Below are 21,534 nucleotides of genomic sequence, written 5' to 3'. Positions count from 1 at the left end.
CTTAGTATCTATTTAAGGAAAACCAGTAGAAATTTTTAATTATGACCCATTTTATTAATTACACGGATTGGGACAGTATAGCCTTGTCTGACTATTGGACGAGGTTCAATAAAGTTTTTTAATGGTCTAAGTTTTTTTGGATTAGCATACTCACCTGCTTCAATACCTGTGATTAATTCAGTAATAGGTTTTTTTGTTGTTAAATCAGTTATCCAAAATACACAACCCTCTTGTTTATTTGGATTCATTTCATAGCCAATTTGATATGCTTTGTTTGCTTCAAAATTCGCTTTGATTAAATTTGTATACTTAAAGCCACCTCGTCCACACCAAATCTGTATGTCATGTTGACCTGCAGATATTGTAAGTGGATTACTAAGGTTTTCACGCCCGTTCTCCACTTTTTTTTGATCTATAGCAAAAACATAAGCGATTGTGTCTGCAATATATTTACGCTCAAACATATCACCGATTATTGTTGCTGTCTGTTCTGAGGTAGTTGGTTGAGTATAGTATTCTATTGGCGTTGTATTTATAGGTGTGCTTATACAACCGGTAAAGAGTAGAGGGAACGAGAGCAGAAATACTTTTAATGATAAGCGCATATAAAACTCATTTATTTGTTAATGATGACTGGAACATAATTTTGTTGAGGTTCATTTGCTATTGTATGAGCAAATTGCTTTTCTGTTATCACCTCACCCGTTGTTAAATTTTCAATCCAAAACTGAATGCCTTGTTTATGGCTGTTTTTATCCGCTTGATTGGTTTTGATTTGATATTTTTGCCCTGTTTGAGCAGTAAAATTCAGCTCACCTGAAGAAAATAATTGCTGAGCATCAGAGGAGAAGTGAACAGTTGTCTGTGTAGGTAGAATGGAATAGATTTTATTCCAGTCTTTTGATTGGTTTAATGTGGCTTTGCCATTGATTTGATTAATATAAATACGAGCTTTTATGAACTTTAAAGGGGTGCTCGTTTCTTGAAAACCTTCAATTGTTGCGAGTTGTGTTGAATCAATATTTTTAGGCAACTGATAAAGTAATTCTTTAGGAATCTCTGCAAAAGTGAATTGTGTAAAGCATAAAGTGACAATCAATATTGTTTTAAAGAATTTATTATTCATACAAAATTAAGCCTATAACGTTAGAAGCTATCTTTAGAACTTTACTATAAGTATTCATTAGTGAGTATATAACAAATGACATTGGTCCAGCAGACTACATTTATATACTTTTAAAGTAACTTATTCTGAATTGCTAATACAGTATATAATTCATGCAGAATGACATTTTTTGACGTGTATGGAAAAGAGATTCATCTGATGCGAATGCAGCTGAATTCACAACCAAAACTTAGTAAGTGATTTATGCTGAACATATTCCACTGACGACCACAGATTTAACCGAAGATGATCAGGCCAATCAACAATTTGAACAATTGATTCAAGCAAATCATCAAATTGAAAAACATCAGGAGCAATTTGATTTACTTAAACATCAACTGCAGGCCAAGATGCAACGAGCTGAACGGGCGACCTTTAAAATAGGCTCAGTGACGTGTAAAAAGTCTAAAGACTCAATCAGCTTGGACACTAAGGCATTACTCAAACAGCATCCTGAATACCTCATCAATTTCCACATAACAAACAAGGCTCACGGCGTTTCAACATCTATACAGATGATGATTAAAGCCGATTCAAAGCCAACATCAATTTAGGGCATATCTGCAAAAAATCGCAAAAAACACCCCCGTTCTCTGTAAGCACCGAAGTACTTACAGAGAACCAAAATAGGTGAATTTGCGCTGAAAAATAGGCATTTGAAAAATGATTGATTTCTACATATCAACCGAACATCGATAAAAAATAACTGAAAAGGATAACCCTATGATTAAAGGTTTAGCAATTACACCGCCCATACTCGGCAGAATCAGTATCGGTAAGATCGTGGTAAAGAACGGAAAACGCCTACCTGAAAAAGATGATAAATTTGTGTGACGTTAAGTCGTTTGAGTCATTGTTCCAGCGAGGAAACTCAGTAATGAGCCATGCCTACCCGACACCATTACCAGCCAAATCCAAGGAAAAGACGGCTGGATAAAACATCAACTTGATGAGCAACTCCGAGCCAAAGCACCGGATCAAAATCAAAAACTCAGAACAATTCCAGTACGGATGATTTTTAATGATCCTGGACTAAATTTACGTGCTGAGTACACGTTATTTGACCGTCAAACAGGACGGCCTGTTTGTGTGGGGGATCGGCAGACTTGCCAAAGAATCACCAGCCAAGGAATTGAACAACATCCATGTCCATCACCTGATCTATGCCCATTGGCGCAAGGTGGGTTATGTAAGCTTTATGGTCATCTCTATGTGAATCTTGATGAGTCTGATGAGTTTGGTACTTTTTGTTTTTAGAACCACCGGCTTTAACAGTATTCGTACTTTGTCTGCAAGACTGAGTTATTACCATGCAGCATCGAATGGCTTGCTGTCCTGTCTACCATTGCAATTGACCTTGCGGGGAAAGAGCACCACGCAAAGCTATCGAACGCCAGTGTATTATGTCGATTTAACTTTAAGAGATGGTGTCAATTTACAACAAGCAATTCAAATGGCAAAAGAAATTGATCTACAAAGTAAAGCAACTGGATTTAATCAAAGTGCTTTAGATCAAATGGCATGTCAGGGTTATGGCAATGCAAGGTTTGAGGTGAATAGCGAGGAGGGATTGGATTTGGTGGAGGAGTTTTATATGGGTGAGGATAGCGAAATAGAACAAACACAGCCTGAGCCGAAATTTAAGGTTAAAACTAAATCCAATTTGGGTGATTGTTTAGTGCAGGATATACAAAAAGGACTGCAGGGCAGTGTGAGGGCGGTGAATTAGAAAATTGCCTTATATTTAATCGTATAAGGCATTGTAAAAATTGGATTTAAAATCCAAATAATTTGGCTTGTTGTTCTAAATTTCCAATCACTCCAAAAACATAAATTAATACAAAAGAAAATCCAATAAAGAGGATGATGATTGCTTGAAAATAATAAATGACTTTATTTAGCCAATTATTTTTGACCAAGGCTTTTATAATTTGGCTGGTAGATTTCAACTGTTTATCATCTAAGTTGTGTTGAGCATTATTTTTGTCTAAGCAGCGCAGTAAATAGTTCCGATAATCATGATAAAGAACTGTAACGTTACATACAGCCAGATAGAGTGACCAAATAAACATGATAATACCTGAAGAAAATAGCATTAAATATTGATGAGTTTCTAAGCCTACTTTTGTCTCAGCACGATAGGCAATTACAAGCGCGATCCCGCCTATAAATAATAAAGCAGCAATATTGCGCGCAAAAGCCAGTAAACGTTCACACATTTCATTATCAAAAAACATAATTATCATCCTAAAATTTTTGTTTTTATAGAATAGCTTTTTAAGGTTTTTGATAAAATAAGTGGTTATTAAATGTGCGACATTTGTTGTCGTTTTAGTGCGGATATTGGGTGTGGTGAAAATTGCAATTGCGTTAGGTCTTTATTAATTGCAAAGCCAATTGTTCAGCAAACTTTTGACCGATTGTATTTGCTACAAAATACAGATACCCAAGCATTATTTTTTTTTGTGTATTTGATGGTTTTTCCAGTGTAAGAGTCAGTAAATACAAATGTGTCCACATTGGCGGGATGAGCTAGTCCAAACAAAACACCCTCAATACATGTAATTGTACTTTTATCCATAAGAGAAACTACTTTTCATCCATCAAATTGAGCTAAGCAAGCTCGGCTAATTCTATAGGGTTTGCAGTATTGAATATTATTAACATTGTTTAAATACATTCAAAATTATTCAAAAAGCCAATAAATATTTTATTAAAATCACTTCAAATTTTAAGCTGAACTTGATAAAAGAAGAGTTATTGATCAACACAATAAATTTCAGTTGTTATGGCAAAAAAATATAAACTTTACCCGATAAAAACCATCAAAGATTGGGAGGGTGAAGACTGGGATGTTTATGAGGAAATACGTTTGCCGAATGGGTTAATGTTACTAAAAGGTCGAGGTTATGAGCGACTTCATGGGCATTGTGCCGAAATTATCCTGACGCATGAACTGGCTGAATTTATTAAACAAAATCACTCAGTGGAATTGTTCATTTTAGCTGAACAGCTTGGATTCTCTAAAGATGTGTTACTTCGTTTTAGAAAACGTCTTAATATAAGAAGGAAACTAACTGATTATGCATGGGTCATTGCACATCAGGACGAAATACTCTACGAGCGTTGTGATGTGTTATTTGAAAAATATCAATTAAATCAGGGTGACATTGGTCGCTTTGTTCGTTATCTAGTCCATAAAGTTGGCGTTATAAGGACTCGAAAACGAGCAAGAAAAGTTGAAGACGAAATTCAAGCAAAAGTTTTAGCACATAAAGACATTATTATTTCATGTAATAAAATTATTGATTTGGTTGAGGCGATGGATATTGCTGTCTCTACTGCAACAAGAGTTCATAAACAAATGTGTATGGAGCAAAATTTACCGACAACAGCCGAAAAATTAAAACAAAAAAGTACTGAGAGAAAACAATGGTTATTGGACAATCAACACGCTTTATTAAGTCATGATTTGACTATTAAGGAGATTGCTCAAAATTTTAATCTCACACAAGCACAAATCAAATGGGCAAGGATAGATTTAAAAAAGTTACTCAATATCCCCAAAAAACAATTAGCTATTGTTTGGGTTAGAGCGCATCAAGCAGACTTGGAACAGCTAAGCTATGTCGAGTTACAAAACAAATATCAAATGACTCAAGGACAAGTAAGGCATGCTTTAAGAGTGCTCAAAAAGCTGAAACAAAATGAGACATAAATTGTCGTATTAAAAATGATCATAGACAACTCTGTATAGACAGATTATTAAGTTTTTGAGTAAAATAGATCACAATCTAAAATCAAATAATAAACTATGTCTAACAATATTTATGCCGCTTTGGAGCAATTAGGTCTTACTGCAAAAAAGCGTGCGATACATTTACAGTTCAGCAATAGCTCACTGAATAATCAGGTTTTCCTTCAACGTATTGATGGAACACATGAACTTAATGTAGGTCTGAGTTTACAACTCATTTGCCTTTCAACCAGCTCTCAAATTCCATTAAAGCAGTTTATTGGTTCTCAAATCGCAATTGATATCGTCAACGATAAATCAGAACTCAATCGAATTTCAGGTATTGTTACAAAGGCTGATTCTGGCGCAAGCGATGGTTCTCTTACAATTTATCGTCTCACGGTAGAAGACCCGACAGCACTGTGGAAATATCGTAGAAACAGTCGTGTGTTTATGGCAAAGTCTGTCGTGCAAATCGTGGATTTGATCTTTCAGGAGTGGAGAGAAAAAAGCCCGTTGTTTGCTTCAAGTCTAACTTTGGATAAAAGTGGCTTAACCAAAGACTATGATGTAAGACCATTCATTATGCAGAATAATGAATTGGATAGCGAATTCATTCAAAGATTGCTAGCCTCGGAAGGCATTAATACCTTAATTGATGAAGCACAACTTAAAGTTTCCAGTTCAAGCCAACTAATCCAACCTCAAAAGCTACGATTAATTGACAGCAATGATCAATACCAAGCACTGGATCGACGTAACATTCGTTTTCATCGTAGCTCTGCTGTAGAAAAGCAAGATAGCATCACGACATTTACAGGATTACGTTCCATTCAACCCACCGCAGTGCATATCCAACGTTGGCAAGCAGATGCACTCGAAACAGAAGAAGGTGCTGGCTCAGTTCAAAGCAAACATCAACATAGTGAAAATTATGACAATGCCAATTTGGGTTTAGAACAAGCATGGCACTTTAGCCCTGCATGGATACAAGACTTAAATGGTGAAGATGGTGCAACCAAATCAGGCAACAGCCAGATTGAAAAGTTTAACCAAAACCTCAGTAACTACTATGATTCACAAGCCAAACAATTTACAGCTACCTCAACTGTACGAGATGCACATGTTGGGTATTTTTTTGAGCTGAATGAACACCCGACAATCGATCTAAAAGATTCTTCAGATAAGCAGTTCTTGATCATATCTAAGACCTTCTATAACCAGAATAATTTACCAAAAGACCTGACCAACCAAGTTGAAACTTTACTTAAGCAAAGCAATTGGCAAACGACCAATATCACAACAAACAATAGTGATGAACGCCAAGCCAACGAGTTAGTCCTACAGCGACGTAATGTTGCGGTTGCTCCAGAGTACAATCCATTAAAACATCGACCAGTTGCTTCACCACAGCGTGCCAGAGTCGTTGGGCCAAGCGGAGAAGAAATTCATGTCGATGAATGGGGGCGTATAAAAGTCCGTTTCCTATTCACCCGTAATGAAGACAACATCCATGATGGTGGTGCTGGTTCTAATGACAATGATACCGACTCGGCTTGGGTTGATGTTCTAACCCCGTGGGCAGGTGAAGGCTATGGTGCGCGATTCTTACCCCGTATTGGTGAGATTGTCGTAATTGACTTCTTTGATGGCAACCTTGACAGACCATTTGTCGTAGGACGTATTCATGAAGCACAAAGAAGCCCGACCAAGTTTGATGATAAAGGCAAACTGCCTGATACCAAAAAACTTGCAGGAATCAAAAGTAAGGAATATCAAGGCCGTGGCTATAATCAGCTCAGATTTGATGATACGACCAACCAGATCAGCAGTCAGTTACACAGTAGTCATGGGGCCAGCCAACTTAATCTAGGTAATTTAAGTCATCCTAAAGAAACTGATACTAGTGAAGGACGAGGTGAAGGCTTTGAATTGCGTACAGATCAATGGGGAGCACTTAGAGCTAAACAGGGCTTATTGCTTTCCACCTACCAGCAAGATTCAGCAAGCGGTCATCATCTTGATGCCTCTGAAACAAAATCACAATTTGAATCTAGTTTAAATAATTCAAAAGCTTTAAGTGAAGTTGCCAAGAATCAACAGACTGACCCTTTAGAAATGCTAGATGGTCTAAAACAGTTTATTGAGCAAATCGAACAAGAAAGTGAAGCTAAGGCAAAAGCATTTAAACAAGCTTTGATGATTTTGACTTCACCAAATTCTATTGCACTGAGTACGAATGAGGATGTTCACCTTTCAGCAGATGGACAAATCAGCCATAGCGCAGGCGATAGTATTAACCTAAGTACGCAAAAGAACTTGGTAGCTCATGCGCAAAGTAAAATCAGTTTATTTGCAGCACAAGAAGGTGCGAGGTTATTTGCAGGAAAAGGCAAAGTTGAGATACAGGCGCAGGGAGATGGTGCGGATTTAATCGCACGTAAGGGCATTCAAATCATTTCAACTGAAGATACAATCTATATTACGAGTCCTAAAGAGATTAGATTAGTTGCAGATACCTCAGAATTAAAGATCAATGGTTCAGGCGTGTTTGCAACGACTGGTGGTTTGTTTGAGAGTAAGGCGGGACAACATGTGTTCCAAAACGGAGCGAGTATTTCTCCAGATATGCCAGCATTGCCTATGCTTAATTTATTACCAAAAGAACTTGAACTGAAATATGTTTATGAGGATTTAAAGCCTGTTATGCAGGCCCCTTATAAACTCATCTTTGCTGATGGTACTTCTCAAGAGGGGGTTCTGAATACAGATGGATATGCTAAGGTGACTATTCCTGGGGATAAGATCCAACCGAAAGTTTATTACGGTTTTAGTAGTGTAGAGGCTAAACCTGATAAAGAGAAAGTAGATAATCCATTTAAAGATAAAAAAGTGATGAGCGTTACTGAAGCGCAACAATTAATAGAACAATATAACCAACAAGAGTTAGAAGTATTGCTGGATGAATATTTTCCTGATGAAATTGAAGAAATGATAAACGGTACTGACATTGAATATGATGACCATGTTGATGATTATGAAGAGCAATTAATTCCGCAGCAAAATAATGCTGATGACACAATAATTGATGACGTAGAAGAAATATTACTCAGTAATGACTCATCTTCTAAATTGAATGATGGTGGTGAGAAATGAATACAGCAGTAGCAAAAGCAACCACCCCGACTGTAAGAGTGACACAAAAGGCAGAACAATCAGCCGCTCAATGGATCAAAGGGGTGTTGGATGGAAGTGGTTCAAGTCCTGCACAGATTATTGTTGCAGTTGTGATCGGTTGTATCCCTTTTGTTGGTCAAGGTGTAGATGTCGGAAATGTAATTGTTTCGGTGATAAAAATTGCAGAGAAACCGGAAGATAAAGACAATTGGTTTGATTTAGTATTTAACCTTGTAGCTTTTGTTCCTGTAGCGGGCGATGGATTAAAAATTGTTTTTAAGCAACTACGTTCAGGTAAGGCTATGGGTGCTATTTTGGATGCAATTCCAAGTAAAACCATGCGAGGGAATGTTGACAAGTGGTTTAGAAACTTGAACTGGAATGCCTATACTAAGGAGTTACAAAACACCAGTAATAAAATGATTGATGGCTTAATAGATGTTTTTGATAGCTGGATGACACGAGCTGTATTGGGTAATGCAAGATTGAAGGCTTTAGTTATTCAATTAAAGCAAATGAAAAGAGTTGTTAATCAAAAAATTGAGATGGTGATGAAGGAGATGCAAGCGGCACATAAAAAAGCATTAGCAACGCCTTATCCAAATACAACTGCAAAAGCACCAATTGTTACAAAAACGCCTCCATCAATAGTAAAGACTAAAACTCCATCCACTCCTCCATCAAAACCTACAGGAAAGGCAACAACACCAAACGAAAAACCTGCGCCTAAAACTCCTCAAAATGGTAATGTGGCGAAAAATACAGGTGGTAATCGTGTAAGCCCTGGTAAACAAAATACTTCAAATCGCCGAAAACAACTAAAAAAAAGAAAAAGATCAAATAAAGAGTTGGGTTCAGGAGGTGAGCATATTACGGATTACTATTATGTACGACGAATGCATAGTCGCTCTAAAATCAACAATAATGGTGTGCTTTATGAATATCATGACAGTGGACATAATGGGATTGACCATGTTTGGCATAGTGCGAGATTGGGGCATAAGTATCGAGTAACAGACAGTAAAGCGACCAATGCACTCAGTCATAGAACATTGATGACTCCCAAAGCAGCTATGATGGCTTTGAAAATGGGACTAGATGTTTATATGGCTTCAGATCAAGATGATAAGGTGAAGCGCTCTGTCGGTACGACAGTCAGTGATGGTGTACAGATGTCACATTTATGGATTTCTAGGAAAATAAATACTGCACAAATTACAACAACACACAAAGTGAAGTTATTGGATGATATTGCTGCTTGGGAGCGTGTAGAGTTTAAGCCTTCTACAGAAAGAGTTTTTAAAGATGGGAAAGGTCAAACTGTTGCGATTCGATGCCCTTATGATCGAAGTTTAGTAACGATTACGGGAGATAAGTTTGATCACCATGAAAAATGTAAGGGAGTAGATAAACCGAAATGTACACGTACAGTAACGGCACATGGAATAAAATTAGAATTTGTTTTACCGAATGATATGTTACCGGAGTAATGAAATTGAGTAATCAAGTAAATGATTTAGAGATTGATTGGGAACAATGGTTTAATGAAAAAGTAAAAAACAATGAAAGATATAGAGATGATTTATTAGAAGAAGGAATGTATCAGAAGAGATTTGAAACATTTATTAGTGGAGTTTACTCTGTCACTGATGGTTTTCAAAAATATAAAGCAAGTGCTAAAGCCAGTAAAAAAATGGCGGCTGGTAGAAGACGTATTATTGATACATTAGATTTAGCATCTTTACAATATTCTGCTGGTAGTGGTATTGATTTTATTCAACAACTTTATCCATATCTTATAAACTGGACTGAAGAGTATGCTGACATTCATTCTCAATACCATAACAGCTCTGAAGCAGAAGGGCGTTTTGTGTGGCATATTGCTTTAGGTACAGAAGATTACTGGTATATGGCATTGCGTTTGATTTGTTTTGGTTTGCTTACAGGTTATGCAGATCAAATGGCTCGTATCATGCCAATTATTGATTACACTGAGGCAGCGCCTGAAGGGCAAGAAAAAGATGGTTTAATTGAACGTTTGGTTGCTCCATTTGTTGCAAATAGAGGTATCCCACCCAATGAAGCAAGACGTCATTTACCGTATCGAAAATTGATTAAAGTATTTGATGCAGAACCGCAAAAACGATCCGAGTTGATGTTACAGTATTTAGAAGACTGGTACGAAGCAAGTCGCCGAGAGCCTTATTATAATCAGCATCCTCAAACTGATATTGACGAAGGTTATTTGTATTATGGTTATTGGTCTTGGGAAGCCGCTGCGGTTACATGGCTATTAGATATTGATGATACAATTTATCGAGAACATCAGTTCTACCCAAAAGACTTGGTTGATTTTGCTAAATTACAGGCTAAAGAATTAAAAAACGAAAGTCCTGTTGAGCGGATTAAAGTCAAAGGTGGTGAAAAATGTTTAAAAACAGGTTATTGGATTACACCTGCTCAACCTGATACACGCCCTTATTTTACTGAAGGTGAAATTTTACCAACGTTATCACAATCAGATTGGGGGGATGTATATTGGTATTTTGATGGAGAAAATTAAACGCTTAAATTGTATTAAATTTAACAGGCCATCCTTCATAAGGATGGCTTATGAATATTTTAAATTTTGAATAATAATCAAAAGTTATTGACTTAAAATATAAAAAAGGAAAAACAAAAAAATAGATTAGAGGAATGAGTTATGATTTTTATCATTAGAAGACGTCAGCGATTTTTAACGGAAGGTTCAAATCAAAAACTAAAGCAGGTGATATTGAATCCATCAATTTATTTAGCAACTAACCTTCTGGGATTAGTGACACTTTAGAAAATAGATGGTTGTACTCAAAATTTATTGTTGCAAATAATACCTATAATTTATTGTTACTTTCTTACACAGTAGGTGAACTGATAGATCAACTACGATATGCCTTAGAAAATGTAGTTTTTTCTTATGAAAATTATTTAAAAGCTTTTGTAGAACAGATAGGTCACTCTAATGAAATGGTATTTCCAACAAGATCATTTGATGGATACCCTTATATCGACAGCGTTTTATTCATCAGCCTTTTAGAGTTGACTTGGCTCGATCTACTTTAGTCGAGTGGAGAGGTCAATTTATGTTGTCATATTCTAATATAAAATATTTACATTAAAGACTTACCTAACAATTATTTATGATAATATTTCTAATACTCTTGATAATTTATTAATACTATCGGTCATTATGAAGATGAAAAAAGATCAACTTTTAAGTATATTGCAAAAGTTAAAAGAGAGATTGGATAGCGATGTTAGACAAGCATACTATCGTGATGATGGTACAGGCGAGGAAAGATTAACTTCATGGATGAAGTTCGCCAAGAAACAGCTAGATCCCTTTTCAACTGAAATTTATGAAATATTACAAGATAAACCAAGTTATAGGGTGGCATGGTCACTTGATGGTTCTTATCATGAAGGTCATGATTTCGATCAATTTAAACGAACGCCCATATTGGCTTATTTAGACTCTTTGATTCTAGATGTGGAAAATGATGAATTTGATTTTGCTGAAAACAAAATTCATGAAGTTATGGATGTAAAACAAATACCGTTACTAAGAAAAGTGTTTATTGTCCATGGGCATGATGATACTGCTAAACTTGGAACTGCACGACTATTAGAAAAATTAGGTTTTGAAGCTATTATTTTGCATGAACAAGCAAGTAAAGGGAAAACCATTATTGAAAAGCTTGAAGAATATACAGATGTTGGTTTTGGTATCATCTTATACACACCAGATGATGTAGGTGAAACAAAAACTAAAAAGAATGACCTACGACCTCGTGCTAGACAAAATGTTGTATTTGAGCATGGTTTACTTATTGGTAAATTAGGTCGTGAGCGAGTATTCCCTTTAGTTACAGATAATAGCATTGAGCTACCTAATGATATTAGTGGGGTGGTATATATGTCTGAACGAAATTGGGAAATTGACTTAGCTAAAGAGATCAGAATGTTAGGCTATGAGATTGATATAAATAAGTTAATTTCCTAGTTTATTTATATAGATATAGAGTAACAGGCTCTTGAATTTTTGAAAATTATCATTTAATCAGTTAGCAAGTGTTATTATTGGGATGATTTATTAATAGTAACATAAGTATCTAGTGAACACACCTCACACAACACTCCTATAAACCTTAAATTAGTCCCCCATCTAAAAATAAGTGGGGGCTAAGTTTTTGAATCAAGAACGTAAGCAGGCTTCCATTTATACGGTAGCAATTCTGCGATATCTTTCATTTTGTAAGTTAGTAATTTTTTCAGCACATCACTTAGATAAGCATACGGATCTAGTCCATTATGTTTGACTTACAGAATTAATGTAAAAATATTGGTCGCTCGTTGACCACTCCGTAGTAAACCTGTAAATAACCAGTTTTTTCTGCTTAGTGCCTACTGGCGTATTTAGTTCTCCACCCAATTATTATAGTTCGGCATATGACTATCATCCAAATAACGGCTTAAGGTAGTCCAGTATTGAGATATTTCTTTATATCAAGATGTGAAGAATGCAATTGAATTAGAAATTATTCTAGATACTAAAGTTCAAACTAGAATTTAAAATTCTAGTTTGAACTTTTAATTACACCTTTTTTGTACCAGATAAATAATTTTATTACTCAAGTCTTTGATATATATTATTAAATAAATTTAACGTGTCCAATCCATCATCGGAGCGACCGAAATACGAGGCGTTAAAGATTGGAGCTCAGACATACAGTCAACCTGAAAAAGATAGAAAAAAAGCAAGTGCGGATTATACGTGCTTTATTTTAAAATCAATAGCCATACTCAAAAGATAGAATTTGTAACGCTAATTAAAATTTTGATTCTGATGGTGATTTTTAAATGTGACAAAGTGAGATTTATAGGGCTTCATTAAAGCGTTATCAGTTTGGTGAAAACGCTTAAAAATAAAATTAGTGCATTGGTAGAACATGTTGGTTGAACAAAATACGGTGTTGCTCATCTTGGATTAAAACTTAGCACTACGAGTACACAACAACATGAGCTGTAAATTCCCTAAATCTCTTGAGCTACCTATCATTTCATACAAAATACTGACGGAATAAGGCTGCTGCCAATATTCCTGCTGCAATCGCCAACAGTGGTTTTTTAAGCAGTAGCATAACGATCAATGTCGTCAGTAATGCTAAACGAGCGCCATGATCACCTTCAACCGCAATAGGGGCCAAAAGTGCAACCAGTACAGATCCCGACATTGCATTAATGAATCGTTGCACTCGATCGCTAATAGGTACATAAGACATAATCAAAACACCACCCCAGCGAGTGGCTAATGTCACAATGGCCATAATAAAAATAATAATTAATGGATAAGTGGTGCTAATCTCTAGGTTCATAGCTGTTTCTCTTTCCAGAAAATTCCGACAATTCCGCCAAATAAGGCACCCACAACGACATGACTATTTTCTGGTAAGTACCAATAAGCCAATAATGAGCTACAGGCTGCGATTGTCCAGATGATGAGTATTCTGAGGTTTTTTTGTCCACCAACAACCATCGCCAGTAGAAAACAAGCCATGACCATATCTAATCCCAGCAATGCAGGATGATGAATAACATTACCAAAATAGAACCCCAGTCCTGTGCCTAAAACCCACGCGAGCCAAAGCGCAATGCCTCCTCCAAACAATAAGCCCATCCCTGATTCACCACGATTAAATGCTTGTAGTGAGAGTGCCCAATTGGCATCAGAAATAACCAGCAAGATACTGTATCGTTTGATGGGAGGCAGGTGGCGTAACCAAGGATAAAGAGATGCGCCCATTAAAAGGTGCCGAGCATTGATAAAGAAAACTGTGACTATTAAGGGAATCAGTGATATTTGCGCGCCCCATAGTTCTAAAGTCGCAAATTGAGATGCTCCTGCAAAAACAAAGCTACTCATTAACATAATAGAACTATTGTCTAGTCCTGTTTGCGTTGCAGCTAAGCCGAAAGCAGCCCCAAAAATCACCACGAAAGATGAAATTGGAAGAAGGCTTTTAAAGCCTGACCAAACTTGGGAATAACTTAAACTGTAAATATCTGGGTCAACATTCGACAAAATAATTTCCTTATCTTTTTAAATTTTCTAGTGAGCTATATACCTAATGATTGCTGATGAAAATTAGGGGGAAATTTCCTTCTTTTCTTAATAAATTATGGACTTAGAAAGTTAGAATGAAAAGCGCATAATTCTTGCATATACTATTCGTAAATCGAATAATTTGGGATGATCATGAATCTACAAAATCTACAGATTGATTGGTTAAAATGTTTTGTCGCAGTTGTTGATACAGGTTCTCTTTCAAATGCAGCACCTGAGCTATACCGTTCACAGTCCGCTGTCAGTATGCAGTTAAAAAAATTGGAAGGCGCTTTAAAATGCCAACTTTTAATTCGAACGCATAGACAAATTCAACTTACTTCTGAAGGGCAACTTCTTTTAGGTTATGCAAGACGGATACTTGATCTACATCATGAAACACAAATGGCTTTTAATGGAGAAGAGTTAACCGGTCGGATTAGACTTGGCGTACCCGATGATTATGCTGCTAAATATTTAACGCCAGTGCTTAAGCGTTTTGCACCACGTTATAGCGGCGTTGAAATAGAATTTATTTGTGAACAATCGACTTCATTGATCCCACGTATAGAAAATGGCGAGATTGATTTAGCATTGATTTCAAGGGATAACCCCCGTCAAGGCACTTTATTGTTTCATGAGCCAATGGTGTGGGTAGGTTCTCCCCAATTTGAATTATGGCGTGAAGATCCGATACCTATTGCTGTTTATGAAAGTACCAGTTTAGCCAAAAAAAGTGCGATCAATTCGCTTGCATTGCAAGGTCGTCGCTATCGTGTAGTTTATAATAGTTCTAGTTTAATCGGGCAAATTGCAGCAGTTGAAAGTGGTTTGGCCGTCGCAGTTTTTACACAATGTAGCGCGCCTCCGCATTTAGAAATTTTGGGAGCGGAGCATGGACTAGGCCCATTAGCACCCATGGAAGCATCTGTATATAGAAGTAGAGCCTCGCTTAATTCAAAAGCGGTCGATCATTTATATGAGCTTTTAATTAAGACATTAAGGCAATCCATTACCTATTAAAAAGATTTTTATTCGGTACCTCATCTTCTTATGTATCAATATGATGTCTTAGGATGAGATGAGTTGTGCTTTTTATTTAAACATAAACTAAATCTGAAAAAGTTAGAAAAGCACAAAGCGAATTAAATGTGCTTTATTTTAAAATCAAAAGTTGCTCATCCTAAATAACCCAAATCTATACTTTTCTTGAAAAGATATTAATGACATTCTGCAAATGCTTCTGCATGGCTTTATATGCCGCAGCGCCATCTTGGCTTTGGATCGCTGCCATAATTTCCTGATGTTCATGCTGAGATCTTAAAGGCATATCTTCAGGGGTGTATAAACTACGCATACGACTGAACAGCTCGGTATATTGTTTCCCGAGCAAGTATTTCAGAAAAAAAGAAAAAGCACTGTTTTGGCTGGCTTCGGCAATGCGAATATGAAATAAACGATCTCCAATATGCTCACTGGAATGTTCCAGATTATCTCGGACATTCATAAAAAACGCTTCTTTAATCTCTTCTAATTGTTCATCTGTACGATGTTTTGCGGCAAGTTCAGCGAGATACGGTTCAATTTGCAAACGTGCTTCTAAAACTTCAAATGGCGTAACCGCGGAATCCTCTTTTAAATGAGGAATTAACAAAGGATGAATATTGGTATTAAAACCTGTTTGTTCTGAGTGATCATCTTGCTGATCTTTAATGACATACACGCCACTGCCAAGTTTAACTTCGACAACCCCATTGACTTCAAGCGCGATTATTGCCTCACGTACAGAAGTACGACTCACACCTAACTGCTGGGCAAGATCGCGCTCAGGCGGTAACTTTGAACCTAACTGATAAATTCCATTCTTTATATCATCTTGAATCTTATTAAAGATATTTTGATAGAGACGAGTTTGAGTCATAAATTTCAACTTTTACAAAAATTGGTCTTGCCAAAACACTTTTGATCAATTAAATTGACTAGACCAATTAATTGGTCTAGTCAATTTAGCATTTACCATAGTATAAAGTAAAAAGCAGGGACGAAGGAATGAGATTGATAAATAAAACGTGTGTGATTACCGCAGCAGCTCAGGGAATTGGTAGAGCCACTGCATTAAGCTTTGCAGAACAAGGTGCAAAAGTAATCGCAACAGACATTAATTTGGAGCTGCTTGAACAACTCAAAAGCTATTCAGAAAATATTCAAGTGGAATATTTGGATATTACAAATCATCAGCAAATTATTGAATTTTCTAAAAAATATCAGAAGGTCGATGTGTTGTTCAATTGTGCTGGCTGGGTTCCTGCAGGTTCAATCTTAGAATGTGATGAAACACAGTGGCAGCGTGCTTTTACGATGAATGTAGATTCGATGTACCACATGGTTCAGGCTTTTTTACCAGCAATGTTGAAAAGTGCCAACGGCTCAATCATCAATATGTCTTCAGCGGCATCAAGTATCAAAGGTGTGCCGAACCGCTTTTCATACAGTGTCACTAAAGCGGCAGTTATTGGTATGACCAAATCCATAGCAGCGGATTTTATCGGTCAAGGGATCCGTTGCAATGCGATTTGTCCGGGAACTGTGGATTCTCCTTCACTGCATGATCGTATTGAAGCTCAAGCGAAAGAACAAAACAAAACCATTGATGAAGTCTATGCCCAATTCGTTGCTCGCCAACCTATGGGACGAGTCGGTAAAGCAGAAGAAATAGCAGCACTCGCACTCTATCTTGCAAGTGATGAATCCTCATTTACAACTGGAACCATCAATATGATCGATGGTGGTTGGTCAAATTAATTTTCAAGCAGATCTAGGATAGAACAATGAAATTATTAAGATATGGTGTAAAAGGACAAGAAAAGCCAGGGGTCTTAGACCCACAGGGACAAATTCGGGATTTGTCCTCAGTGATTCAAGACATCAATGGTCAGGTGCTTGCCGTCGAGTTAGATCAAATTCGAAATCTGGATTTATCGAGTCTGCCTTTGGTTGCTGAGGGTGTGCGCCTTGGTGCATGTGTGGGTAATATCGGTAAATTTATCTGCATTGGTTTGAATTATTCTGACCATGCCGCAGAAACAGGTGCAGAAGTTCCCGCTGAACCAGTGGTTTTCAATAAATGGACCAGTGCAGTGGTTGGACCAAATGATAATGTGGAAATTCCAAAGAATTCATTCAAGACAGACTGGGAAGTTGAATTGGGTGTCGTCATTGGTAAAGATGGTCGTTACATTAGTAGAGAACAGGCAATGGACTATGTTGCAGGTTATTGCGTGATTAACGATGTTTCTGAACGCACATTTCAGCTTGAAGGCACAGGAACTTGGGATAAAGGAAAAGGCTGCGATACTTTTGGTCCAACCGGTCCATGGTTAGTCACCAAAGATGAAATTGAAAATCCACATAATTTGAAAATTTGGTTAGAGGTCGATGGTCATCGTTATCAGGATGGCAATACCAATACCATGATTTTTGATGTACCAACCATTGTGAGCTATTTAAGTCAGTTTATGAGTCTACAGGCAGGTGATGTAATTTCTACAGGCACACCGCCAGGTGTAGGACTTGGGCAAAAACCACCTGTGTATTTAAAAGCAGGGCAAGTGATGCGGTTAGGTATTGAGGGATTAGGCGAACAACAACAGAAAGTTGTTGATGCTGAATAAGCCAGATTTATCTCAATAGATTTAATTTTTAACTAATACAAAAGAGACATTCAAATTCGATGTCTTAGGAAGACTTGTCTTTAAAAAAGCTCAGAATTTAAAAAGGAATAGGAATGTTAAAAATAACGGATTTAGAAGTATTGGATATTCGTTTCCCTACTTCACAGCAGTTGGATGGTTCAGATGCAATGAATCCAGATCCAGATTATTCAGCTGCTTATGTCATCTTAAAAACGGATCATCCAGCGCTGACAGGACATGGTCTGACATTTACCATTGGTCGTGGTAATGAAATTTGCTGTGCAGCAATTGAGGCGATGCGTCATCTTGTTGTTGGTCTAGATATCGATGAGATTAAGAAAAATCCTGCTTTGATGTGGCGACATTTAACTTCGGATAGTCAATTGCGCTGGATTGGTCCAGACAAAGGCGCAATGCATTTAGCGACAGGTGCAGTGGTCAATGCAATTTGGGATTTATGGGCGAAAAGTGAAGCTAAACCGGTTTGGAAACTGGTTGCAGATATGACTCCTGAACAATTAGTGAACTGTATTGATTTTCGTTATTTAACCGACTGTATTACGCCTGATGAAGCTTTGGATTTATTGAAATCTAATGAGATCGGTAAAGCACAACGTGAGAAAATCCTGCGTGTAGAAGGCTATCCTTGTTATACAACTTCAGCCGGTTGGTTAGGTTATAGCGATGAAAAACTTGCACGACTTTGTCAGGAAGCTGTTGATGAAGGCTTTAATTATATCAAATTAAAAGTGGGGCGCGATATTGAAGAAGATAAGCGCCGTGTCAAGATTGCGCGTGACATTATTGGTGCTGACCGTCATTTAATGATTGACGCCAATCAGATTTGGGAACGTGAACAAGCCATCGACTGGGTTAAACAGTTGGCATTTTCAAACCCATGGTTTATTGAAGAACCCACATCACCTGATGATGTCGAAGCGCATCGTGCTATTCGATTTGCGATTCAGCCGATTCAAGTGGCTACAGGTGAAATGTGCCAGAATCGCATCATGTTTAAACAATTTATTATGCGTGAAGCAATTGATATTGTTCAGATTGATGCTTGTCGAATGGGAGGAATTAACGAGGTATTAGCTGTATTACTGATGGCCGCAAAATATCAGCTTAAAGTTTGTCCGCATGCAGGTGGCGTAGGCTTATGTGAATATGTTCAGCATCTTTCTATGATTGATTATTTATGGTTCTCCACTTCTAAAGAAGGTCGTGTCACAGAATACGTTGACCATTTACATGAGCACTTTATCGATCCTTGTGTGATTCAAAATGCAGCTTATATGCCTCCAACACTCGCGGGTTTTTCAATTGAAATGAAACAGGCATCCATAGAGAAATATCGATTTAAGGGTTGATTGACTGAGTTATTGATGGTCAAGCTCATGCATGCCAAAGGGAAGTGGTGTGTAAGTACTGTTGGATCAGTCTGATATGCAATACATGGTTGAAATATCAACAGATTCTAGTATTACAGGGCATGATTCACAAAGTAAATCTAACTGATTTGTGGTTTTATCGTGGATGAGTTTTAAGGGTGATTTTAAAGCTCATCCAATCTGGAAAGAGTGAAAGTGCATAAAGCCACAAGGAGTATATAAGTGATTGATAGTCATATTCATTTTTGGAAATACAATCCAGTTGAATTCCCGTGGATGACGGGTGATTTAAGTGTCATTGCACAAGATATGTCGCCTGAAGATTTGTTGGCACAATTACCTGCCAGAATAGAGGGTTTAATTGCTGTTCAGGCACGACCTTCTTGGCAAGAAAATGAATATTTGAATGGACTGGCAGAGCAACATTCGATTATCAAAGGCATTGTGGCATGGTTTGATTTTAAAAAAGACGCTGAAATGCAGTTGGAAAAATTCAAACAAAATAAGCGGATAAAAGGCTTTCGTCACATGCTTCAAGATGAGCCTGATCCTACAGCCTATATGTTGAACAACCCTCAATTTAATCTGGGCGTAGAAAAAATCCAACAAGCTGAGTTGCTTTATGGCGTTTTGATCCACCAGAAAGATTTGGATGCAGCCGTAAAATTTTCCCAACGGCATGATCAATACGAGTTGGTAATAGATCATTTAGCAAAACCTCAGATGTATTCCAGTGAAGGTTTTACTGTGTGGAAAAAGAGCATGAAAGAATTAGCCGCTTTAGCGCATGTAAATTGCAAAATTTCAGGTTTGGTGACAGAGGCGGGCGCACACTGCAAAGCACAGGATTTTCAAGCCCACCTCGATATTGCTTTAGAACTTTTTGGTCCTGAACGCTTGCTTTGGGGTTCTGATTGGCCTGTGTCTTTTGCGACCCATCGTTATGAAACATTATTGGCATTTTGGGATGAATGGACATGCAACTGGAGTGCCTCAGAACGTCAACAAGTCGAAATAGATACACCTAAACGCTTATATAAGCTATGAAATTTAAAAGATTTTAAAGATAGGAGATAGGAAAGATGGATTTACACCTCAAAAATAAAGTCTTTATCGTTACGGGTGGTGGTGCAGGAATTGGTGGCGCAATTTCATTATTGCTCGCACAAGAAGGTGCAACGGTTGCTATTTTTGGTCGTTCAGACCTGAGTTCCGAATTTGAAATATCTTTACAGGGAACAGCAGCCAACTACTCCTTTCATCAACTGGACTTGACTGATGAAAAAGCCTGCCAAGAAAAAGTTCAGAATGTCATTGACCTATATGGACGTCTGGATGGTTTAGTCAACAATGCAGGAATAAATGACAATGTTGGACTTGAAGACAGTATTGATGCGTTTAGACAGTCTTTAGATAAAAACCTGATTCATTATTTTACAATGGCTCACTTTTGCATACCGCATCTCAAACAAAGCAAAGGCAGCATTGTCAATATTGGTTCTAAAGTCGCAGTCACAGGGCAGGGACATACCAGTGGATATGCTGCTGCAAATGGTGGCCGATTGGCTTTAACACGCGAGTGGGCAGCGCAATTTAAAGATGATGGTGTCAGAGTCAATGCGGTTTTACCTGCTGAAGTCATGACACCACTTTATCAACGCTGGGTAGATAGCTTTGATAACCCAACCCAAAAGTTAGCACAAATTACCCAAAATATTCCGTTTGGTCATCGTATGACGACGACCAATGAAATTGCAGATACCACGGTATTTTTACTGTCTGATCGTTCTTCGCATACCACTGGACAGCTTTTATATGTCGATGGTGGTTATACCCATTTAGATCGTGCCTTAGATCAAGACTAAGAGTGAAATGCCGCAAAGTGGAGCGAAAAATGAAACGCTATTGTTTGGCTTTAGACCTAGTGGATGATGCTGAAAAGATTCAACAATATCAACAGTATCATCAAAAAGTATGGCCCGAAATCATCACCAATATTCACAATCGTGGTGTGCTGGATATGCAGATTTGGCAAGTCGAAAATCGTCTTTTTATGATTATGGAAACCACTGACGATTATGACCCTGACCTAGCACAAAGTGTTGCAGTTTCAGAACCGAAAAATCTTGAGTGGGAAAGTTTGATGTCGCAGTACCAGCAAGTACTGCCTAGTGCAAAACGTGGTGAAAAATGGATCGAAATGGAAAAAATATTTGATCTAAAACAATAAT

General features: G+C 37.4%; 18 protein-coding genes and 3 pseudogenes. 14 read left to right on the top strand and 7 right to left on the bottom strand.

What is annotated here, in order from left to right:
- Positions 1 to 35: 35 nt before the first annotated feature.
- Positions 36 to 605, bottom strand: coding sequence for a hypothetical protein (locus tag FY049_RS05495; RefSeq protein ID WP_446083315.1), 570 nt, complete (start codon positions 603 to 605; stop codon positions 36 to 38).
- Between the two features lie 11 nt (positions 606 to 616).
- Complete coding sequence (locus tag FY049_RS05490; RefSeq protein WP_446083314.1) at positions 617 to 1,126, bottom strand: hypothetical protein; 510 nt, start codon at positions 1,124 to 1,126, stop codon at positions 617 to 619.
- Positions 1,127 to 1,235: 109 nt separating this feature from the next.
- Between FY049_RS05490 and FY049_RS05485 the strand changes: the two are divergent.
- A pseudogene (locus tag FY049_RS05485) lies at positions 1,236 to 1,691 on the top strand (YqaJ viral recombinase family protein); the annotation flags it as partial.
- Between the two features lie 197 nt (positions 1,692 to 1,888).
- Positions 1,889 to 2,894 (top strand): annotated as a pseudogene (locus FY049_RS05480) (recombination directionality factor).
- A 46-nt stretch (positions 2,895 to 2,940) separates the two neighbouring features.
- On the opposite strand, the gene FY049_RS05475 reads toward FY049_RS05480, so the two are convergent.
- Entirely contained in the window at positions 2,941 to 3,402 is a 462-nt protein-coding gene (locus FY049_RS05475) for a hypothetical protein (protein ID WP_446083313.1), read from the bottom strand.
- 551 nt (positions 3,403 to 3,953) lie between these two features.
- On the opposite strand from FY049_RS05475, the gene FY049_RS05470 reads away from it, so the two are divergent.
- From FY049_RS05470 to FY049_RS05450, 5 genes are all read left to right on the top strand, one after another.
- The gene (locus tag FY049_RS05470; protein WP_446083312.1) at positions 3,954 to 4,883 is read left to right on the top strand and encodes a hypothetical protein; all 930 of its coding nucleotides are present in this window, start codon (positions 3,954 to 3,956) and stop codon (positions 4,881 to 4,883) included.
- A 96-nt stretch (positions 4,884 to 4,979) separates the two neighbouring features.
- Positions 4,980 to 8,057 carry a type VI secretion system Vgr family protein gene (locus FY049_RS05465; RefSeq protein ID WP_446083311.1) on the top strand — a complete coding sequence of 1,026 codons (3,078 nt, stop codon included), beginning with the start codon at positions 4,980 to 4,982 and terminating at the stop codon, positions 8,055 to 8,057.
- Positions 8,054 to 9,568: a hypothetical protein gene (locus FY049_RS05460; protein WP_446083310.1), complete on the top strand. Its 1,515-nt coding sequence runs from the start codon at positions 8,054 to 8,056 to the stop codon at positions 9,566 to 9,568. Before FY049_RS05465 ends, FY049_RS05460 begins: the two co-directional genes overlap by 4 nt.
- Before the next feature lie 5 nt (positions 9,569 to 9,573).
- Positions 9,574 to 10,641, top strand: coding sequence for a PoNe immunity protein domain-containing protein (locus FY049_RS05455; RefSeq protein ID WP_446083309.1), 1,068 nt, complete (start codon positions 9,574 to 9,576; stop codon positions 10,639 to 10,641).
- A gap of 672 nt (positions 10,642 to 11,313) precedes the next feature.
- Positions 11,314 to 12,120: a TIR domain-containing protein gene (locus FY049_RS05450; RefSeq protein WP_446083308.1), complete on the top strand. Its 807-nt coding sequence runs from the start codon at positions 11,314 to 11,316 to the stop codon at positions 12,118 to 12,120.
- Positions 12,121 to 12,299: 179 nt separating this feature from the next.
- Here the strand turns inward: FY049_RS05450 and FY049_RS05445 are convergent.
- From FY049_RS05445 to FY049_RS05435, 3 genes and pseudogenes are all read right to left on the bottom strand, one after another.
- A pseudogene (locus tag FY049_RS05445) lies at positions 12,300 to 12,602 on the bottom strand (transposase domain-containing protein); the annotation flags it as partial.
- Positions 12,603 to 13,177: 575 nt separating this feature from the next.
- Positions 13,178 to 13,492, bottom strand: coding sequence for an AzlD family protein (locus FY049_RS05440; RefSeq protein WP_004723188.1), 315 nt, complete (start codon positions 13,490 to 13,492; stop codon positions 13,178 to 13,180).
- A complete protein-coding gene (locus tag FY049_RS05435; protein WP_056515030.1) occupies positions 13,489 to 14,199 on the bottom strand; it encodes an AzlC family ABC transporter permease in 711 nt (236 codons plus the stop codon). The genes FY049_RS05440 and FY049_RS05435 overlap by 4 nt, the downstream gene beginning before the upstream one ends.
- A 174-nt stretch (positions 14,200 to 14,373) precedes the next feature.
- On the opposite strand from FY049_RS05435, the gene FY049_RS05430 reads away from it, so the two are divergent.
- On the top strand, positions 14,374 to 15,243 hold the full coding sequence (locus tag FY049_RS05430; RefSeq protein WP_224964734.1) for a LysR family transcriptional regulator: 870 nt from the start codon (positions 14,374 to 14,376) through the stop codon (positions 15,241 to 15,243).
- Between the two features lie 175 nt (positions 15,244 to 15,418).
- On the opposite strand, the gene FY049_RS05425 is transcribed toward FY049_RS05430, so the two are convergent.
- A complete protein-coding gene (locus tag FY049_RS05425) occupies positions 15,419 to 16,141 on the bottom strand; it encodes a FadR/GntR family transcriptional regulator (protein ID WP_056515023.1) in 723 nt (240 codons plus the stop codon).
- Positions 16,142 to 16,269: 128 nt separating this feature from the next.
- On the opposite strand from FY049_RS05425, the gene FY049_RS05420 reads away from it, so the two are divergent.
- From FY049_RS05420 to FY049_RS05395, 6 genes are all read left to right on the top strand, one after another.
- Positions 16,270 to 17,022, top strand: coding sequence for an SDR family oxidoreductase (locus FY049_RS05420; protein ID WP_056515021.1), 753 nt, complete (start codon positions 16,270 to 16,272; stop codon positions 17,020 to 17,022).
- Positions 17,023 to 17,048: 26 nt separating this feature from the next.
- Positions 17,049 to 17,891, top strand: coding sequence for a fumarylacetoacetate hydrolase family protein (locus FY049_RS05415; protein ID WP_446083307.1), 843 nt, complete (start codon positions 17,049 to 17,051; stop codon positions 17,889 to 17,891).
- A gap of 113 nt (positions 17,892 to 18,004) precedes the next feature.
- Entirely contained in the window at positions 18,005 to 19,282 is a 1,278-nt protein-coding gene (locus tag FY049_RS05410) for an L-fuconate dehydratase (protein WP_056515014.1), read from the top strand.
- 243 nt (positions 19,283 to 19,525) lie between these two features.
- Entirely contained in the window at positions 19,526 to 20,350 is an 825-nt protein-coding gene (locus FY049_RS05405) for an amidohydrolase family protein (RefSeq protein WP_224964736.1), read from the top strand.
- Between the two features lie 35 nt (positions 20,351 to 20,385).
- A complete protein-coding gene (locus tag FY049_RS05400) occupies positions 20,386 to 21,168 on the top strand; it encodes an SDR family oxidoreductase (RefSeq protein WP_004818994.1) in 783 nt (260 codons plus the stop codon).
- Between the two features lie 29 nt (positions 21,169 to 21,197).
- On the top strand, positions 21,198 to 21,533 hold the full coding sequence (locus tag FY049_RS05395) for an L-rhamnose mutarotase (RefSeq protein WP_056515008.1): 336 nt from the start codon (positions 21,198 to 21,200) through the stop codon (positions 21,531 to 21,533).
- Position 21,534: the final 1 nt, after the last annotated feature.

This window comes from Acinetobacter sp. 1125_18A (genome assembly GCF_052824985.1).
The sequence above is the reverse complement of the archived record's forward strand: the minus strand, read 5'-3'. Positions and strand labels throughout refer to the sequence as shown.

Coding starts and splice junctions, on each gene's coding strand:
- FY049_RS05495 (WP_446083315.1), bottom strand. CDS start 605: ATGCGCTTATCATTAAAAGTATTTCTGCTCTCGTTCCCTCTACTCTTT.
- FY049_RS05490 (WP_446083314.1), bottom strand. CDS start 1,126: ATGAATAATAAATTCTTTAAAACAATATTGATTGTCACTTTATGCTTT.
- FY049_RS05475 (WP_446083313.1), bottom strand. CDS start 3,402: ATGTTTTTTGATAATGAAATGTGTGAACGTTTACTGGCTTTTGCGCGC.
- FY049_RS05470 (WP_446083312.1), top strand. CDS start 3,954: ATGGCAAAAAAATATAAACTTTACCCGATAAAAACCATCAAAGATTGG.
- FY049_RS05465 (WP_446083311.1), top strand. CDS start 4,980: ATGTCTAACAATATTTATGCCGCTTTGGAGCAATTAGGTCTTACTGCA.
- FY049_RS05460 (WP_446083310.1), top strand. CDS start 8,054: ATGAATACAGCAGTAGCAAAAGCAACCACCCCGACTGTAAGAGTGACA.
- FY049_RS05450 (WP_446083308.1), top strand. CDS start 11,314: ATGAAAAAAGATCAACTTTTAAGTATATTGCAAAAGTTAAAAGAGAGA.
- FY049_RS05440 (WP_004723188.1), bottom strand. CDS start 13,492: ATGAACCTAGAGATTAGCACCACTTATCCATTAATTATTATTTTTATT.
- FY049_RS05430 (WP_224964734.1), top strand. CDS start 14,374: ATGAATCTACAAAATCTACAGATTGATTGGTTAAAATGTTTTGTCGCA.
- FY049_RS05425 (WP_056515023.1), bottom strand. CDS start 16,141: ATGACTCAAACTCGTCTCTATCAAAATATCTTTAATAAGATTCAAGAT.
- FY049_RS05420 (WP_056515021.1), top strand. CDS start 16,270: ATGAGATTGATAAATAAAACGTGTGTGATTACCGCAGCAGCTCAGGGA.
- FY049_RS05415 (WP_446083307.1), top strand. CDS start 17,049: ATGAAATTATTAAGATATGGTGTAAAAGGACAAGAAAAGCCAGGGGTC.
- FY049_RS05410 (WP_056515014.1), top strand. CDS start 18,005: ATGTTAAAAATAACGGATTTAGAAGTATTGGATATTCGTTTCCCTACT.
- FY049_RS05400 (WP_004818994.1), top strand. CDS start 20,386: ATGGATTTACACCTCAAAAATAAAGTCTTTATCGTTACGGGTGGTGGT.
- FY049_RS05395 (WP_056515008.1), top strand. CDS start 21,198: ATGAAACGCTATTGTTTGGCTTTAGACCTAGTGGATGATGCTGAAAAG.